Annotated in this window: 18 protein-coding genes; 12 read left to right on the forward strand and 6 right to left on the reverse strand. The window is 60.7% G+C overall.

Translation table 11 applies throughout. The features are described 5' to 3' along the window. Window positions 1-3: 3 nt before the first annotated feature. Window positions 4-2,748, reverse strand: a complete 2,745-nt coding sequence (topA, locus tag FP2506_RS03910; protein WP_007066093.1) for a type I DNA topoisomerase — start codon at window positions 2,746-2,748, stop codon at window positions 4-6. Window positions 2,749-3,005: 257 nt separating this feature from the next. On the opposite strand from topA, the gene FP2506_RS03915 reads away from it, so the two are divergent. Beyond that, on the forward strand, window positions 3,006-3,200 hold the full coding sequence (locus tag FP2506_RS03915; protein WP_007066094.1) for a hypothetical protein: 195 nt from the start codon (window positions 3,006-3,008) through the stop codon (window positions 3,198-3,200). On the opposite strand, the gene dprA is transcribed toward FP2506_RS03915, so the two are convergent. The 4 genes from dprA to FP2506_RS03935 are packed head-to-tail and all read right to left on the reverse strand — an operon-like array spanning window position 3,192 to window position 7,231. Further along, a complete protein-coding gene (gene dprA / locus FP2506_RS03920) occupies window positions 3,192-4,325 on the reverse strand; it encodes a DNA-processing protein DprA (protein ID WP_007066095.1) in 1,134 nt (377 codons plus the stop codon). The genes FP2506_RS03915 and dprA overlap by 9 nt on opposite strands. Next, window positions 4,322-4,924 carry a glycerol-3-phosphate 1-O-acyltransferase PlsY gene (plsY, locus tag FP2506_RS03925; protein WP_007066096.1) on the reverse strand — a complete coding sequence of 201 codons (603 nt, stop codon included), beginning with the start codon at window positions 4,922-4,924 and terminating at the stop codon, window positions 4,322-4,324. Before plsY ends, dprA begins: the two co-directional genes overlap by 4 nt. Window positions 4,925-4,934: 10 nt before the next feature. Further along, window positions 4,935-6,284 (reverse strand): dihydroorotase, encoded by a 1,350-nt coding sequence (locus FP2506_RS03930; RefSeq protein WP_007066097.1) that lies wholly within the window; start codon window positions 6,282-6,284, stop codon window positions 4,935-4,937. Continuing rightward, on the reverse strand, window positions 6,281-7,231 hold the full coding sequence (locus tag FP2506_RS03935) for an aspartate carbamoyltransferase catalytic subunit (protein WP_007066098.1): 951 nt from the start codon (window positions 7,229-7,231) through the stop codon (window positions 6,281-6,283). Before FP2506_RS03935 ends, FP2506_RS03930 begins: the two co-directional genes overlap by 4 nt. Window positions 7,232-7,372: 141 nt before the next feature. Between FP2506_RS03935 and FP2506_RS03940 the strand changes: the two genes are divergently transcribed. Together FP2506_RS03940 and FP2506_RS03945 are read left to right on the forward strand one after the other, a co-directional pair. Beyond that, entirely contained in the window at window positions 7,373-7,897 is a 525-nt protein-coding gene (locus FP2506_RS03940) for a hypothetical protein (protein ID WP_007066099.1), read from the forward strand. Between the two features lie 4 nt (window positions 7,898-7,901). Beyond that, complete coding sequence (locus FP2506_RS03945) at window positions 7,902-8,270, forward strand: DUF6105 family protein (protein ID WP_007066100.1); 369 nt, start codon at window positions 7,902-7,904, stop codon at window positions 8,268-8,270. Here FP2506_RS03945 and ruvX read toward each other — a convergent pair. Further along, a complete protein-coding gene (gene ruvX / locus FP2506_RS03950) occupies window positions 8,214-8,711 on the reverse strand; it encodes a Holliday junction resolvase RuvX (protein WP_007066101.1) in 498 nt (165 codons plus the stop codon). The two genes, FP2506_RS03945 and ruvX, sit on opposite strands and share 57 nt — an antisense overlap. 171 nt (window positions 8,712-8,882) lie before the next feature. On the opposite strand from ruvX, the gene FP2506_RS03955 reads away from it, so the two are divergent. The 9 genes from FP2506_RS03955 (at window position 8,883) to FP2506_RS03995 (ending at window position 16,933) form a co-directional block, all read left to right on the forward strand. Further along, window positions 8,883-9,584, forward strand: a complete 702-nt coding sequence (locus FP2506_RS03955) for a metal-dependent hydrolase (RefSeq protein ID WP_007066102.1) — start codon at window positions 8,883-8,885, stop codon at window positions 9,582-9,584. Window positions 9,585-9,712: 128 nt separating this feature from the next. Continuing rightward, entirely contained in the window at window positions 9,713-10,000 is a 288-nt protein-coding gene (gatC, locus tag FP2506_RS03960) for an Asp-tRNA(Asn)/Glu-tRNA(Gln) amidotransferase subunit GatC (RefSeq protein WP_007066103.1), read from the forward strand. A 6-nt stretch (window positions 10,001-10,006) separates the two neighbouring features. Then, a complete protein-coding gene (locus tag FP2506_RS03965) occupies window positions 10,007-10,477 on the forward strand; it encodes a GNAT family N-acetyltransferase (RefSeq protein WP_007066104.1) in 471 nt (156 codons plus the stop codon). Continuing rightward, window positions 10,474-11,955, forward strand: a complete 1,482-nt coding sequence (gatA, locus tag FP2506_RS03970; RefSeq protein ID WP_007066105.1) for an Asp-tRNA(Asn)/Glu-tRNA(Gln) amidotransferase subunit GatA — start codon at window positions 10,474-10,476, stop codon at window positions 11,953-11,955. Before FP2506_RS03965 ends, gatA begins: the two co-directional genes overlap by 4 nt. Window positions 11,956-11,968: 13 nt before the next feature. Beyond that, the gene (locus FP2506_RS03975) at window positions 11,969-12,283 is read left to right on the forward strand and encodes a chorismate mutase (RefSeq protein WP_040488894.1); all 315 of its coding nucleotides are present in this window, start codon (window positions 11,969-11,971) and stop codon (window positions 12,281-12,283) included. A gap of 229 nt (window positions 12,284-12,512) precedes the next feature. Then, complete coding sequence (locus FP2506_RS03980; RefSeq protein WP_007066107.1) at window positions 12,513-12,749, forward strand: hypothetical protein; 237 nt, start codon at window positions 12,513-12,515, stop codon at window positions 12,747-12,749. Between the two features lie 822 nt (window positions 12,750-13,571). Continuing rightward, complete coding sequence (locus FP2506_RS03985) at window positions 13,572-14,780, forward strand: TRAP transporter substrate-binding protein (RefSeq protein ID WP_081448286.1); 1,209 nt, start codon at window positions 13,572-13,574, stop codon at window positions 14,778-14,780. A gap of 153 nt (window positions 14,781-14,933) precedes the next feature. Further along, window positions 14,934-15,518, forward strand: coding sequence for a TRAP transporter small permease subunit (locus tag FP2506_RS03990; protein ID WP_007066109.1), 585 nt, complete (start codon window positions 14,934-14,936; stop codon window positions 15,516-15,518). After that, a complete protein-coding gene (locus FP2506_RS03995; RefSeq protein ID WP_007066110.1) occupies window positions 15,515-16,933 on the forward strand; it encodes a TRAP transporter large permease in 1,419 nt (472 codons plus the stop codon). Before FP2506_RS03990 ends, FP2506_RS03995 begins: the two co-directional genes overlap by 4 nt. The last annotated feature ends 3 nt before the right edge of the window (window positions 16,934-16,936 follow it).

Here is a 16,936-nt window from a genome sequence, read left to right on the forward strand (position 1 = left end):
TCTTCAGTCAGCGTCCCAAGGGACGCTGTCTTCGCTGGTATCGACCTTCATTTTCACCTTCGAACGGGTGGCGGTTTCCGACTTCTTCGCAGGCGTCTTTTTCTTTGCTGTGGATTTAGCCGTCGTCTTGTCCGCGCCTGAAGTTTTGGTCGTCTTCTTCGCCGCAGACTTCTTGGCAGGGGCCTTTTTCGCGCCGGGTGTCTTGCCCGTCTTCTCGGCACGAGCGTTGATCAGTTCGATCGCTTGTTCGAGCGTCACCGACTGGGGATCGGTGCCCTTCGGCAAGGTTGCATTGATCTTCGCGACAGTCACATAGGGACCGAAACGGCCGTCCTTCACCTCGATCTCGCCGCCGAACTGTGGGTGTTCGCCGAGCGTCTTCAGAGAGGCCGGAGTACCGCGTCCGCGACCACCTTTCTCGCGCTTTTCCGCAATCAGCGAAACAGCGCGGTTCGGACCCATCTCAAAAAGGTCTTCGACGCTTTCGACATTGGCGTAGGTCTTCAAATGCTGCACGTAAGGTCCGTAGCGGCCGAGATTGACGATCATCGGCTCGCCGTCCTCGGGATGCTTACCGACCTCACGTGGCAAAGTCAGCAGTTTCAGCGCCTTTTCGAGATCGATCGAGCCTACTTCCCAGCCCTTCGGCACTGACGTACGGGAAGCTTCCTTGCCTTCGCCCCTCTGGACATAGGGACCGAACCGTCCGGTCCTCAACGTGATCGGCTCGCCGGTTTCAGGATCGTTCCCAAGTTCGCGTGGGCCGTCGTCGTCGCCAGCTTCGGAGCTATCCACCGCGAGGCTCGTACCGAGTTGCCGGGTGAAGTTGCATTCCGGATAGTTCGAGCAGCCGACGAAGGCGCCGTATCGCCCGAGCTTCAGCGACAGCTTGCCGTTTCCGCAGCGCGGGCAGGCACGCGGCTCCGTCCCGTCCTCGCGTTCGGGGAAGACCAGCGGCGCAAGGTCCTCGTTGAGCGCATCGAGAACGTCTGAGACGCGAAGCTCCTTTGTTTCATCGACATGGGCCGAGAATTCGCGCCAGAATTCGCGAAGAACGTCCTTCCAGTCGAGCTCGCCAGCCGAGATCTTATCGAGCTTTTCTTCAAGATCGGCGGTGAAATCATACTCCACATATCGATCGAAGAAATTCTGCAGGAAGGCCGTGACGAGCCGGCCCTTGGCGTCGGGCAGGAGCTTGCGCTTCTCGACGACGATGTAGTCGCGATCCTGAAGGGTCTGCAGCGTCGCGGCGTAGGTGGATGGCCGGCCGATGCCGAGTTCTTCCATCCTCTTGATGAGGGAGGCTTCCGAATAGCGCGGCGGCGGCTCGGTGAAGTGCTGGGTCGCGTCGATCGAGCGGCGCTCGGCGCGTTCCTTCGCGCTCATCTCCGGCAGGCGCTTCGAATCATCGTCGGTATCTTCGTCGCTGTCGGAGACGTTCTTCGAGTCATCTCGATGATCGACATAGGCCGCAAGGAAGCCGTCGAACTTGATCACCTGACCGCTGGCACGCAGCTTCGCGATGCGGCCATCGCTCTTCGCTTCAATATCGACCGTGGTCCGCTCGATCTCGGCAGAGGCCATCTGACTGGCGATGCCGCGCTTCCAGATCAGCTCGTAGAGCCGTATTTGGTCCTTGTCGAGATAGCGTTCCACGTCTCTCGGCGACCGTGAAAAACTGGTCGGCCGGATCGCCTCGTGAGCTTCCTGCGCGTTCTTCGCCTTGGTTGCGTAGTAACGGGCCTTCTCCGGCAGATAGCGCTTGCCGAAGTCGCTCTCGATCGCCTCGCGGGCGTTCGCTACAGCCTCAGGCGCCATCTGCACGCCGTCTGTCCGCATGTATGTGATGAGACCGGCCGTCTCGCCGCCGATATCGATACCCTCGTAGAGACGCTGCGCAACCTGCATGGTCCGCGAAGCCGAAAAGCCGAGCTTAGCGGAGGCCGCCTGTTGGAGGCTCGATGTGGTGAAGGGCGGTCCCGGATTGCGCCGCGTCGGCTTCGCCTCGACGCTTTCGACCGTGAACGCAGCCGATTCGAGCATCGCCTTGATGTCATTCGCGCGTTTACCGTCGCCGATCGACAGGCGCTGAATGCGGTCGTTCTCGAAGGCGGTCAGACGCGCATCAAAGGTTTCGCCTCGCTCGGTCGCGAGATGCGCGAGGACCTGCCAGTATTCTTGCGGCCTGAACCGCTCGATTTCCGATTCCCGATCGCAAACGAGACGAAGCGCGACCGATTGAACTCGGCCTGCCGAGCGGGCGCCGGGCAGCTTGCGCCAGAGAACCGGCGAGAGCGTGAAACCGACGAGATAGTCGAGCGCGCGGCGGGCGAGATAGGCGTCGACCAGCGGCGCATCAATCTCGCGCGGATTGGCGATCGCGTCGAGGACGGCCTTCTTGGTGATCGCATTGAACACGACACGGCTGACGGGCTTCTTGCCGAGGGCCTTCTTCTGGCGGAGGACTTCAAGGACGTGCCAGGAAATCGCCTCGCCTTCGCGATCGGGGTCGGTTGCGAGAACAAGACCATCTGCCGAACGCACCGCTTGCGCGATCTCGGTGAGACGCTTCTGGGACGGCTTGCCGACTTCCCAACTCATTTCGAAATCTTCGTCAGGACGCACCGACCCGTCCTTCGGCGGAAGATCGCGCACGTGACCGTATGAGGCGAGTACCTTGTATCCGCTGCCCAGATACTTGTTGATCGTCTTCGCTTTGGCGGGCGATTCGACGATGACGACGTCCATAGATTTTTTGTCCCGCAATCAATTTGCTCGAAGGAAATCGTGCCGATCCGGCGTATCCGCCGGCTCGGTTCCCCGATTTGGCCGTGTCGTCACATGGACATGGCGTCTCTTACGGTCAAGTGCGCGATGAAAAGGATGGAACGGCCGGTTGCAACCAATAGTAGATTTTTCGTATAACCTTCGCGTCTAGTTTGCTCGCTGGTTATCGATAATCGAGGTTCCAGGGCGCAAACGGTAGATCAAGAGGCGGACAACGGATGATAGGCGGCCATGAGGACGATGCGATCGCAAGACTCCGCTACGTGCGGGACATGCTGCCGCAACTCAAGCAAATCGCGGGTCTGCCACATGGCTCCATGTTGCCCTATCTTCTCGATATGGCCCGTGTCGAAACCCAGTCGGAGATCGACAAGCGCGTGACGGCTTCACGGTCCGGTCGCGATCTAAAGTAAAATAGATACCGTACCGTCGCGCTGGCGTTCCAGGCGGCCGGCCAGTTCAAGCTCGAGGACTACCAACTGAACAGCGCCGGGCGATGCTCCGGTATGCTCGACTATGTCGTCGACGGAGACCGGTGTCGGGCCGAGCGCTTCGTAAATTCTGTCCCGTTCATCCCCAGCTGGCTCCTCAAAAGTCTCTAAGACCTCTGGCTCGTCCAGGCTATCGTTGCCACGACTTCTCCTCCCCTCGTCGAGTGGACGGAGGGCTTCGATGACGTCCGCTGCTTCGGTCGCGAGGATGGCGCCGTCCTTCAGGAGCTTGTTGCTGCCGCCCGCGCGCGGATCGAGCGGCGATCCGGGAACAGCAAAGACCAGGCGCCCAAGCTCGTTAGCGATGCGCGCCGAGATCAGCGATCCCGAACGTTGCGCAGCCTCAACAACCAGAAGACCGAGGGCTAGGGTGGCGACGACGCGATTTCGGCGTGGAAAGTCTTTTGCTCGCGGCTCCCAGCCAAATGGTCGGGCCGAGATCAGGCAGCCACCTTCGTCGACGATCCGTCGCATCAGAGAACGGTTCTCGGGTGGATAAGGCATGTCGAGACCACCGGCGAAGACACCGATCGTGCCGGTTGATATTGCCGCTTCATGCGCGGCTGCGTCGATGCCCCTGGCGAGACCCGAGACGACGACATACCCTGCCGCTCCGAGGTCGGCGGCGAATCGCTTTGTAAGTTTGATGCCGGATAGCGAGGCGTTTCGCGCCCCGACGATGGCGACGGCGGGCTGTTCGAAGAGGGCAGGATCGCCCATCCGCGCGATGACCGGCGGCGAATGCTCATCGGAGGCGAACATCGACGGAAAGCCCGGCTCGCCCATGCAGGCGAATACGGCGCCAAGCTTCTTCGCTCGGTCGAATTCGGCCTCGATCGCACCGCGGTCCGCGATCTCGATGCGGCGTCCACCGCGTTCTGCAAGTTCGGGGAGGGCTTCGAGGGCAGCCTCCGCCCCGCCGAAGCGGTTGATCAACTGGCGGAAGGTGACGGGGCCGACATTCTCGCTCCGGTAGAGGCGGAGCCAAGACACCTGCATATCATATGTGAAGGCGACGCCTTTCTTGCGACCGCCTGCAACGCTCACCCCTTCGCTCCGATCTTGCCCTCGGTCCCGTCGAGGAGACGGCGGATATTCGTGCGATGGCGCCAGAAGACAAGCGCGGTCATCAGGCCGGTAAAGAGGGCAATGATCGGTGCGCCGAGAAGAAGAGCGGCAAGCGGGACTGCGATCGTTGCGACAAGCGCAGCAAGAGACGAGAACCGCGAGAGCTTGGCGACCAATAGCCAGAAGACAGCGAAGACCAAAGCGAGCCAGGGCAGAAGGCCGAGCAGGACGCCTATATAGGTCGCAACCCCTTTCCCGCCTCCGAAACGAAGCCACACAGGGTAGCAATGACCGACGAAAGCAGCGAAGCCTGCGAGCGCTGCACAGAGGACGCCGAGCGGCATGAAGACGATGACCGGAACGGTAGCCTTCAGGACATCGCCCAATAGCGTCAGGAAGGCCATGCTTTTGTTTCCGGTCCGCAGCGCGTTGGTCGCGCCGATGTTGCCGGAGCCAATCTTCCGAATGTCGCCGAGGCCAAAGAGTTTTGCGAAAATCAGCCCGTAGGGCACCGAGCCAGACAGATAGCCAATTGCGACGGCGATCGCCCATTGCAGCGGTTCGGCAAAGTTCTCCATGGCGCCGTCCCTAGGCTTCCGCTTCGGTGGTGGCGGCAGCGTCGTAGACACGCCTTCCAGCGACGAAGGTTTGCATGACTCGCCCCTGAAAGCGGGCGTTCTCGAAGACCGTGTTCTTCGACTTCGAACGGATCATCGTTTCGTCGAAAAGGAAAGGTTCGTCGAGATCGACCAGCGTGAAGTCGGCCGGGCGGCCCGCGATAAGCGTGCCGCGATCAATACCCAGCAGTCGCGCGGGAGCAGACGTCATCGTTTCGATCAGCCGCATCAGCGGCACGTCGTTGGAAAAATGCAGGCGAAGCGCGGCGGCCAGGAGAGTTTCAAGGCCGATAGCACCGCTCTCGGCCTCGGCGAATGGGCGACGCTTGCGGTCGGCGTCCTGCGGGTCGTGCGCGGAGTGGACAATATCGATTGTTCCGTCTTTCAGCGCCTCGACGATCGCCATCCGGTCGTCCTCGTGCCGGAGGGGCGGGGAGAGCCGAAAATAGGTGCGATATTCGCCTATGTCGTTTTCGTTCAGCGAAAGATGATTGATCGAGACGCCCGCACTCGCCTTAACGCCGCGCCGCTTGGCAGCTCGAACGACATCGGCGGATTCGGCGAGCGACACCTCCGCGGCGTGATAGCGGCAAGCCGTAAGGCCGGCGAGCCGAAGGTCGCGCTCGAGCGGAATGATCTCCGCTTCCGCAGGCGCGCCAGGAAGGCCTAACCACGAAGCGAAGAGCCCTTCGTTCATCACGCCGCGCCCGGTAAGCTGCAAATCCTGCGTCGAATGCATGACGAGGGCACCGTGGTCGCGGGCATAGGTCATGATTCGGCGCAGCAGCGCGGGATCTGAAATCGTGTGTCGCCCGTCGGTGAAGGCGACGACGCCGGCATCCTTCAGAAGGCCGATCTCCGTCATCTCCTTTCCCTCGAGGCCGCGCGTCATCGCGGCCGCGGGAAAGACGTTGACGACGGCGGTGTCCCGTGCGGTGCGCATCACGAATTCGGCAATCGCGACGTCGTCTATGACGGGGTGGGTGTCCGGCATGGTGACGATCGAGGTGACGCCGCCAGCCGCAGCAGCCAGCGAGGCGGTGCGGATCGTCTCCAGATGCTCGCCGCCGGGTTCGCCGATGAACACGCGAGCGTCGACGAGGCCGGGGATGAGCGTGAGGCCCTTGCCGTCGATCCGCTCGGCGCCGTCCGGCGCGCCCTGATTGAGGACCTCCGGACCAGCGGCGACGATCTTGCCATCGGCGACGAGGACCGCGCCGTGCGTGTCGAGGTTACGTGCCGGATCGACTACACGGACATTCTCGATCAGCAGTGGCCTGCCGCTTTCAAAGGGCGCATTCTGGTTTGCGGAGGCAATCATCGCGGACCTCCGGTCTGGCCGATCAGGGTCGCAATGACGGCCATGCGGACGGCGACGCCCATCTCGACCTGTTCCTCGATCACGCTCTGCGGCCCGTCAGCGATATCCGAGGCAATCTCGACACCGCGATTCATCGGCCCTGGATGCATGACCAGGGCATCGGGCTTGGCGTGGGCGAGCTTCTCGGCGTCGAGCCCGAAATAGCGGAAATATTCGCGGACCGAGGGCACGAAGGCTCCCTCCATGCGCTCGCGCTGGAGCCGCAGCATCATTACGACGTCGGCGTCCTTCAGGCCTTCGCGCATGTCGTGGACGATCTCGACGCCCATCTGCTCGATGCCGCGCGGAAGAAGCGTCGAAGGCGCGACGACGCGAACGCGCGCGCCGAGTGCATTGAGAAGTAGGATGTTCGAACGCGCGACGCGGCTGTGCAGGACGTCACCGCAAATGACCACCGTTAGATGCTGGAACTCCGAGCCCTTATGGCGCCGAATTGTTAGCGCATCGAGCAGCGCTTGAGTCGGATGCTCGTGCTGGCCGTCGCCGGCATTGACGACGGAACAGGCGACCTTCTGCGAAAGGAGCGCCACCGCACCGGCAGCGTGATGACGCACGATGAGGATGTCGGGCTGCATGGCGTTCAGCGTCATCGCCGTGTCGATGAGCGTCTCGCCTTTCTTCACTGAGGAATTCGCGACCGACATGTTCATGACGTCGGCGCCGAGTCGCTTGCCGGCAATCTCGAAACTCGCCTGGGTCCGAGTTGAAGCCTCGAAGAAGAGATTGATCTGCGTACGGCCCTTCAGGACCGAGGTCTTCTTGTCGGGTCGGCGGCTGACAGCCACTGCCTCTTCCGCCCGATCGAGGAGATGGACGATTTCCGTCGGCTGGAGGCCGTTGATACCGAGCAGATGGCGGCGGTCGAAAGAGCTAGCGGAACTGATCATCGGAAGCGGTGAATAGGCGAGGGGCGGTTGCGAGGCAAGCCGCCGTTAGGGTTAACAGAAGCTTGCGCTTGCGCCGGAAGGACCCGAAGCGCGACAACTCCGTTAACACTTTGCTAACGATTGAAAGCGGGGAGGCATCACATGTTGCGCACGGCTTCGACGGTGTGTTTGTCCGCCTGGACGGCTTTTCTGAGCCTCGGCGTGGTGCGGCTCCTGGTCGAAGCAGAGTTCTTTCCGACCGGAATACAGCTACGGCTGGACGAACTGGTTGCGATCCTCCGCCAAGGAGAGACGCTCGGTGTAGGCACGACGGAAGCGGTGCCGTTCGCCGCGCTTCTTCTCGCCGTCGGCATCGTGCTCGGCTCCTCGATTTTTCGACTAAACAGCTTCGACCCCCGGATCGCGGCGAGCGGTGAGCGAGCTGCGGTAGCCGGCCTCACAGCGGTGTTTGCATTCTGGCTTTCGGCGACGATCGCAGGGGCTCCCGTCGCAGCGCTGTTCGGCAGCGGTACCGGAGTCTGCTTCGCGCTCGCTTTCACCATCGGCGCTCTACTCTTTGATCACCTGATGCAGGCTGACGAGAGCGAGAGCGACGAAGCCTTCGAGGCCATCCTGCGCCGGGTCGAGCGGCGCGCAGGTTCCGACCGAAACGACGGAAGCGAATAGACAGATGCGCGCCTTCTTCCTTTACTGGTTTCTGCCGCTCGCGGGTTTTTGGGGCTGGTTCTTCGCAGCACGCTTCGATGTTGGCTATGTCGTATTTTCGCGGGAGGTCTATGATAAGACCTTCGCCGTCTACGAAGCGCTTCTCGGCATGGATGCCGACGCCATCGCCTGGCTGATGGCTGAGGCGATCGTCTTCGACAGCTTCATCCTTCTCGCGATCATCGCCTTTCGACGCAGGACGAAGATCGCAGCTTTCATCCGAGAGTGGCGGAACCCGGCCGGCGAGGGTTCGGACCGCTTGCAGGAGCGCTACGACTCAATCGCATATGGATCGGGTGCCCGGGCACCGGGTAAGGTTCGCGAGGCGGTCTAACACACCTTGCAGGATGATCGCGGCGGCGGCCGAATCGATCCGCTCGCCGCGCTTCTTCCTCGACATGTCGATATCGAGTAGATTGCGTTCCGCCGCGACCGTCGAAAGCCGTTCGTCCCAAAGCAGGATCGGCCGCTCGTCGAGCGCGGCGTAGTTGCGCGAAAAGGCCTTCGTCGCCTGAGCTCTGGGCCCGGACGACCCGTCCATGTTGAGCGGCAGGCCGAGGACGATGGCCGAGACTTCGTCGGCGTCGAGCATTGCCTTCAGAGCTTGCGCGTCCTGCGTGAATTTCTTGCGCTTCAGAACAGACCTTGGATTGGCGAAGCGAAATGAGCGGTCCGAGACGGCGACGCCAATCGTCTTCGTACCGAGGTCGAGGCCGGCGAGGGGCTTGCCGAGCTTAAGCGTTTCAGCGAATTCCTCAATCTCAACGACTGACATGGCTACCCCTGCCTTACCGTCTGATAAAGACTGCCAGGAAACCTCCGTATACGCACGAACGTACGCCTTGACGCTTCGCTAGCCGCCCGCACTTAGCCGGACAATGCCCGCCCCTTGCCATCGGCGCAGGGACAGGCGTAACCCATATCGATTCATCAAAGAGCAATCCCTATGAAGATCACCTATTTCGGCCATTCGGCCTTTAAGATCGAAACCGGCAAGTCGGTCATACTGCTCGATCCGTTCATCAGCGATAATCCGCATTTCAAAGGTGATGCGATCGCTGCGACCGAAGGAACGACCCATATCGTCCTTACCCACGGACATTTCGACCATGTGGGTGATACCGTCGAGATCGCGAAACGCACCAGCGCACAGGTTCTCGCGACCTTCGAGCTGTCCCAGTGGCTCGGTCAGAAGGGCGTTGAGAACGCCCAGCCGGCGAATACCGGTGGAACCGCAACTTTCGACGATTTCTCGGTCACACTCGTTCAGGCGTTTCACTCGTCGGGTCACGTGGAGGAGAATGGCACGGTCACCTATCTCGGCCAGCCGAACGGCGTCGTCCTTCACTTCGACAACGGTCCGACGCTCTATCACATGGGCGATACAGACATCTTCGGCGACATGGCACTGATTGAGGAACTCCATCAGCCGAAGATAGGCATCGTCCCGGTAGGGGACCGGCTGACAATGGGCGGCGCCGTCGCGGCGATCGCCTGCCGTCGCTACTTCAACTTCGAAACGATCATTCCGGTCCATTTCGGAACGCTTCCGATCCTTGACCAGAACCCGAACAAGTTCTTCGAGGCGATGGAAGGCGAGGGCGATAAGGTCAGGAACCCAACCATTGGCGAAGCCTTCGAGGTCTGAGCCGCTCTCTTAAGGTGCGCGCGAAATGGTGGCGGTCGAAGCAATGTTGCGCCGCCGTTGCGCCTTCAAGCGGCCATGGGTATAGCTCCCCGCGATCAATGAAGATGCCATAGAAGAAAAGGTCGGGCATGTCCGTCGACGCCGATACCGTACGCCGCGTAGCCAAGCTTTCCCGTATTGCCCTTTCGGACGAGGATGTCCCGGCGATGCAGGAAGAACTGAACGCGATCCTCGGCTTCGTCGAGCAGCTATCCGAAGTCGACGTTTCCAGCGTCGAACCAATGACCTCGGTGACCCCGATGGAAATGAAGAAGCGCAAGGACGGCGTGACAGACGGCGACAAGGCAGCCGACATCGTCGCCAACGCGCCGGTCTCCGAAGACAACTTCTTCATGGTTCCGAAGGTGGTGGAGTAAGCCGCCGTGAGTTTTGCTGTCCGGGCCGAACGCTTCCTCGGCGACGATGTGCGTAGCCTCGTGATGAAGCTGGACGAGGCGCTCCTGCTGCTTGCCCCGCCCGAGTTCCACTTTGGTCTTAACTTCGACGAGATGACGCGCGCCGACGTCACCGTCTTCGTCTGCCGCGACAGGGCTGGCGAAGCCGTCGCTATGGGTACGCTGAAAACCCATGCGGCCAGCGTCGGCGAGGTCAAGCGCATGTACACCGACCCCAGCTTTCGGGGTAGAGGTCTCGGACGGGCGATCCTCTCGGCCATCATCGAACGGGCTCGCACGAAGAACATGGAGCGCGTCGTGCTCGAAACCGGGGCGCAGGACGACTATCGGCCCGCATGGGCGCTCTATGAAAGCCTTGGCTTTTCCGAATGCGACGCGGTGCTCGACTATCCCGCGTCCGAATACAGCCGTTTCTACGAGAAGACACTGAGCGAATGACCGATCTCACCGGCCTCACCATCGCCGAAGCGCGCGACAAGCTGACCAAGAAGGAGATCAGCTCGATCGAACTGACCGACGCCTATCTTGGCGCGATCGATCATGCGAACGGCACGCTGAACGCCTATGTCGCCGTCACGCCGGACAAGGCCCGCGCCATGGCGAAGGCATCCGACGAAAAGATTGGGAAAGGTGAGGCCGGCGCGCTGGAGGGTATTCCCCTCGGGATCAAGGATCTGTTCTCCACCGAAGGCGTCCACACCCAGGCCGCGAGTCACATACTCGACGGCTTCGAGCCGCGCTACGAATCGACCGTCACCGCCAATCTCTGGGCGGACGGCGCGGTCATGCTCGGCAAGCTCAACATGGACGAGTTTGCGATGGGCTCGTCGAACGAGACGTCCTATTACGGCCCGGTGAAGAACCCGTGGCGGAAGGCCGGCTCGAACGCGGATATGGTTCCGGGCGGTTCTTCTGGCGGCTCCGCCGCTGCGGTCGCGGCCCACCTCTGTGCGGGTGCGACGGCAACGGATACTGGCGGCTCGATCCGTCAGCCAGCGGCACTGACCGGCACGGTGGGCATCAAGCCGACCTACGGCCGTTGCTCGCGTTGGGGTATTGTTGCATTCGCCTCATCTCTCGATCAGGCTGGCCCTATTGCGCGGGACGTTCGCGACTCGGCAATTCTTCTGAAATCGATGGCGTCCAGCGACGCCAAGGACACAACCTCTGTCGACCGTGAAGTTCCCGACTACGAGGCCGCGGTCGGCCGGTCGGTCAGAGGCCTCAAAATAGGCATCCCGAAGGAATACCGGATGGACGGTATGCCGGAGGAGATCGAGACCCTGTGGCAGCAGGGCATTGCGTGGTTGAAGGATGCTGGCGCGGAGATCGTCGACGTCTCGTTGCCGCACACGAAATACGCGCTCCCGGCCTATTACATCGTTGCGCCGGCCGAGGCCTCGTCCAACCTCGCGCGTTACGACGGCGTACGTTACGGCCTGCGCGTTCCGGGCGGCAATATCGCGGAGATGTACGAGAACACCCGTGCCGCAGGCTTCGGCCGCGAGGTCAAGCGCCGCATCATGATTGGTACCTATGTGCTATCGGCCGGCTATTACGACGCCTACTATCTGCAGGCCCAGAAGGTGCGCACGCTCATCAAGCGCGACTTCGAGACGGTCTATGCCGATGGTGTGGACGCGCTGCTGACCCCGGCCACTCCCTCCGCCGCGTTCGGCATCGGCGATCAGGACATGGCGGCCGATCCGGTGAAGATGTATCTCAACGATATCTTCACGGTGACCGTGAACATGGCCGGGCTCCCAGGCATCGCCGTTCCCGCTGGCCTTTCCGCCGCCGGCCTGCCGCTCGGCCTGCAGCTGATTGGCCGCCCGTTCGACGAGGAGACGTTGTTCGCAGCAGGCGCGGTGATCGAACAGGCTGCTGGGCGGTTCAGGCCGGATAAATGGTGGTGAGGCAATCCTCCCGATGACCCCCAAGCCAAAAGCGCCGACCGACTGTGAAACCATGGAAGAACTGCGGGCCGAGATCGACCGGATCGACGTCGCGCTCTTCGACCTTTTCGCCGAGCGCTTGGGTTATATCCACCGCGCTCCCGCCATCAAGGCGCCCAACGGCATTCCCGCAGACGTGCCTGAACGGGTGCGTACAGTGGTTGAGAATGCGCGGCGTCACGCCGAGGCGCGAGGTCTCGATCCGGACCTCTACGGTGACTTCTGGGAGCGGATGGTGGCTCAGGCGATCGCCACTGAAGAGGACATGCTGAAGCCCAAAGCCCGGTAGATCGATCTGGCGCAAAAGCGGCCGTGGCCATTCACGAAATCGTTCGTGAGAAAGCTTGGCTTCCTGGGGTTCAGCCTTGAATTCCTTATTCTGCTCACGACATCTTTCGATGATAGGGGCGCGCCTGCTCGGGAGGACCGGCTGGCTCGCGGCGGACCCTTGGATGTCCGGCACGACAGGCTGGTTGAACGAGTATGTCAGCCCCAGCATCAATGTCGGGAGGAATGACATGGCGACCAATTTGAAGACTGCGATCGATGCTCTGGAAGCTGGCGAATGGGAGCGTGCTCATAGCATCGTCCAGGCCGACTGCTCGCAGGAAGCGGCTTGGATCCACGCTCATCTTCATCGCATCGAAGGTGATCGCAGCAACGCTGAATATTGGTACAACAGAGCTGACCGCCCGAAGAATTTTGGAACGCTTGAGGAAGAACGAGCGGAGATCAAGCGGGAACTCTCGCATTGAACCGAATGGCGCGTAGGTTTTCCGACTGCGTCGCCAGGTAAGATGCCCGTATTCTCTTAGACATGCTGATTGCAGCCATTTGCCCTGAGCTGCTGTAGCCTCAGTTGGCGCGCGAGAGGTCGCGCGTCAGCCAAAGAGTATTCCGCGCGGGATGCAAGTCGTCGATTTATCGAACTGCAAGACGGTGCCGTGGTCGCGCTGCCGCCGAACTGGTCAAAACATTCACGCATTTTGAACCGCGCGTCGGCTTCTGAGGCGGCTTCAGCGCATGCGAGAGAACGGCATTCGCGCGCCGAGTGTCAGTAAGCGTCTACGCGGTTTGCCGCTCGATGTACGGAAAGCGCGACCTCTGTTCAAACATCTGGTTCTTACGGTCGTCTTCGGTACCTAAGCGATCCCGTCCATAGGCGCCGACGCCGTCGCGATGGCGACGTGACCCAGTCCGGATGGTTCTCGAGGGAGAGCATCGAATCAGAACCTTCGTTCTGGATGTCAAATGCCTTGGGCGCTCTTCGTAAACCCCGGATCGGGGTATGAACTTCATGGGCTGAAACGTAATCCTCGGTTCAATCGACACGTTATCGCAAAACGGATCGCCGGATCGGGCTTGCCGCGACGCCCGTGCTCGCTTACGCTCACGATTGATGACGAATTGGGAGGCTCGTCGTTGACCGCAATTTTGCTCTCTCCTTCATCGACCCGCGAATGCCGCAGGCCTCAGCCTGAAAGGCCGGGACTTGCTCGGGGAGACGGATGTATGCGTGAGGCGCTGCGTACTCGTGACCTGATTCGTTCATGGAACCCAAGGGAGGAAACAACTTCATGACAGAGACCAAGACGAAATCCGTCGATCGGCGTTCGTTCCTGAAAAAGGGTATGATCGGCGGTTCGGCCGTCGCTGCATCATCGCTTGCGGCGCCGGCCGTTCTCGCGCAGGCCCCGCTCACCATCCGTATGCAGACCTCCTGGCCAGCATCTGACATCTGGCAGACCATGGCGCAGCAATATGCCGATCGCGTCGAAGCGATGTCAGGCGGTCGTCTAGCAGTCGACGTATTGCCGGCGGGTGCCGTAGTCGCTGCATTCCAGGTCATCGATGCCGTTTCGGATGGCGTTCTCGATGCCGCTCACTCGGTTTCGGCTTACTGGTATGGCAAGAACAAAGCCGCTTCGCTGTTCGGCACCGGCCCTGTGTTCGGTGGCAATCCGACCACGATGCTCGCATGGTTCTACGAAGGCGGTGGCCGCGAATTCTACCGCGAACTGACGCAAGACAATATGGGTCTGAACGTGATTGGTATGCTTGGCATGCCGATGCCGCCCCAGCCCTTCGGCTGGTTCACACAGCCTGTCAGCGGCGTCGCCGACATGAATGGCCTTAAATACCGTACTGTCGGTCTCGCCGCCGATCTTATGCAGTCCATGGGCATGAGCGTCACTCAGCTTCCGGGTGGTGAAATCGTTCCAGCCATGGAGCGCGGCGTCATCGATGCGTTCGAATTCAACAACCCTTCGTCGGACCGCCGTTTCGGTGCACAGGACGTGGCTCAAAACTACTATTTGGGCTCCTACCACCAGGCGTCTGAAGCCTTCGAGTTCATCTTCAACCGTGATTTCATGGAAGATCTCGACGAGGATCTCCGCGCGATCGTCGAATATGCGGTCGAAGCGTCGGCAATGAAGAATACGACCTTCGCGCTCGACAACTACTCCGCCGATCTCGCCAAGCTGCGCGATGAGGATGGTGTCAACATCCAGGAAACACCACAGGAAATCCTCGACCAGCAACTCGAGGCGTGGTCGACGATGATCACTGAACTCGAACAGGACGAGTTCATGAAGCGAGTGCTGGATAGCCAGCGCGAATTTGTTAAGCGCGTCAGCTATTACGAACTCGTCAATACGCCAAGCTACCGCGCTGCCTACGAGCACTTCTTCCCCGACACGCTTCCGGCGCGGGGCGGATCGAGCGGCTCCTCGTCGGCCTCCGACTCCGGATCCGGATCGGACTCAGAGGCGACTCAGCAATAGGCTTTGCGCTCATTGCGCCGGGAGTGTCCTTCCGGCTCTTGAAATCTGAACGCCCGGCGGAATCTTTCGCCGGGCGCTTCTCAACAGATCAAGGATTGTAGAGCGTTTGTGGGACTCCGCCGCTCCGTCGAATCCTGAACCGGAACCATTTCCATGCTGGCTTTTATTCGATTTGCGGACGCGCTCTCAGCGGGGTTCGGCAAGGCGTTCGCCTGGCTCATCATCCTGATGACGTTCGGCACGAGCTACGAAGTCTTCGTGCGCTACGCCATGAATTCTCCGACGCCTTGGGCGTACGACATCTCCTACATCATGTACGGAACGCTGTTCATGATGGGCGGCGCTTACACGCTCTCGCGTGGGGGGCATGTTCGAGGCGACTTTCTGTACCGCCTATGGAGCCCTCGCGGTCAAGCTTCGATCGACCTCGTCCTGTATTTCATATTCTTCTTCCCCGGTGTGATTGCGTTGATCATCGCGGGTTGGAAATATGCGGAACGGGCATGGCGCTACGGCGAAGTCAGTGTTTTCAGCCCGGCAGGCGTTCCAGTTTATCAGTTCAAGGCAGTTATTGTCGCCGCGGGTGTCCTGCTCCTCATCCAAGGCATCGCGGAAGTGTGCCGCGCGATCAAATGCATCCGTGACGGATACTGGACCACGGCCGAAGAAGACGTCCAGGAAACCGAAGACAGCCTCATGAATGAGGCGGCGAAGGCCGAGAAAGACCCGCATCCATGACCGAACCCGAAATCGCACTGATGATGCTGGGTCTCTTCATCATCCTGGTGTTTCTTGGCTTCCCGATCGCTTTCACGCTTATGGCGATGGGCATCGGCTTTGGCTACTACGCCTATTTTGAAGGCCCGCGCATGTGGCGCAGCTTCAACCGGCTCGATGAGACGGCGGGAACCTGGGAAAGTTGGTCGACCTGGCTGGAGGGCTTTCTCAACAACCGTGTCTTCGACCTCTTTGTGAACCAGACTTATACAGTCATGGCGAACGAGGTTCTGACTGCCGTCCCGCTGTTCCTGTTCATGGGCTATATCGTCGAGCGAGCGAACATCGTCGATCGACTCTTCAACACGCTCAACGTCGCCTCCAAGAACATTCCAGGATCGATGGGCGTGGCGGCTTTGATCACGTGCGCCCTGTTCGCCACGGCGACCGGCATCGTCGGCGCGGTCGTGACGCTGATGGGACTTCTGGCGCTGCCTGCGATGCTTAACGCGCGATACGACTCGTCGTTCGCCTCCGGCATCATTTGCGCCGGCGGCACACTCGGCATTCTCATCCCGCCTTCGATCATGCTGATCGTCTATGCTGCAGCGTCCGGTGTCTCGATCGTCCAGCTCTATGCCGGTGCCATGATTCCGGGGCTCATCCTCGTCACCCTCTACATCATCTATGTGGTCGGCCGCTCGGTTCTTCAGCCCTCGGTAGCGCCCCGTCCGACTGATGAAGAGGTGCCGGATGTTCCGATCGGCAAGTTGCTGATCATGATCCTGACTTCCTTCCTGCCGCTTGCGTTTTTGATTCTGGCCGTTCTCGGCTCGATTCTCGGAGGCTATGCGACACCGACGGAGGCTGCTGCGATCGGCGCCCTCGGCGGTCTCATCCTCGCTATCGGCTACCGGGCGCTGACCTTCCAACGCCTGCGCGAATCCGTCTATCTGACGGTCCGTACGACCGCGATGGTCTGTTGGCTCTTCGTCGGCTCCTATGTTTTCTCTGCCGTCTTCTCCTATCTTGGAGGTGAGCAGCTGATCTCGAACTTCGTCGAAAGCCTCGACATCACACCGCTGCAATTCCTGATCCTTGCACAGCTGATCATCTTCCTGCTCGGCTGGCCGCTGGAATGGTCTGAGATCATCATCATCTTCGTGCCGATCTTCCTGCCGCTATTGGCGATTTTCGACATCGATCCGCTGTTCTTCGGCGTGCTGGTGGCGTTGAACCTGCAGACTTCGTTCCTGACACCGCCGATGGCGATGTCGGCGTATTACCTCAAGGGCATCGCTCCACCGCAGGTAAAGCTGACGCAAATTTTCGCCGGTGTCCTGCCGTTCCTGGTCATGGTGTTCATCGCGATGGCGGTTGTCTACATCGTCCCGGATTCGGTCTTCTACCTGCCGGAGTACTTCTATGGCCGATAGGAC

The organism is Fulvimarina pelagi HTCC2506, assembly GCF_000153705.1.
Classification (GTDB): Bacteria; Pseudomonadota; Alphaproteobacteria; order Rhizobiales; family Rhizobiaceae; genus Fulvimarina; species Fulvimarina pelagi.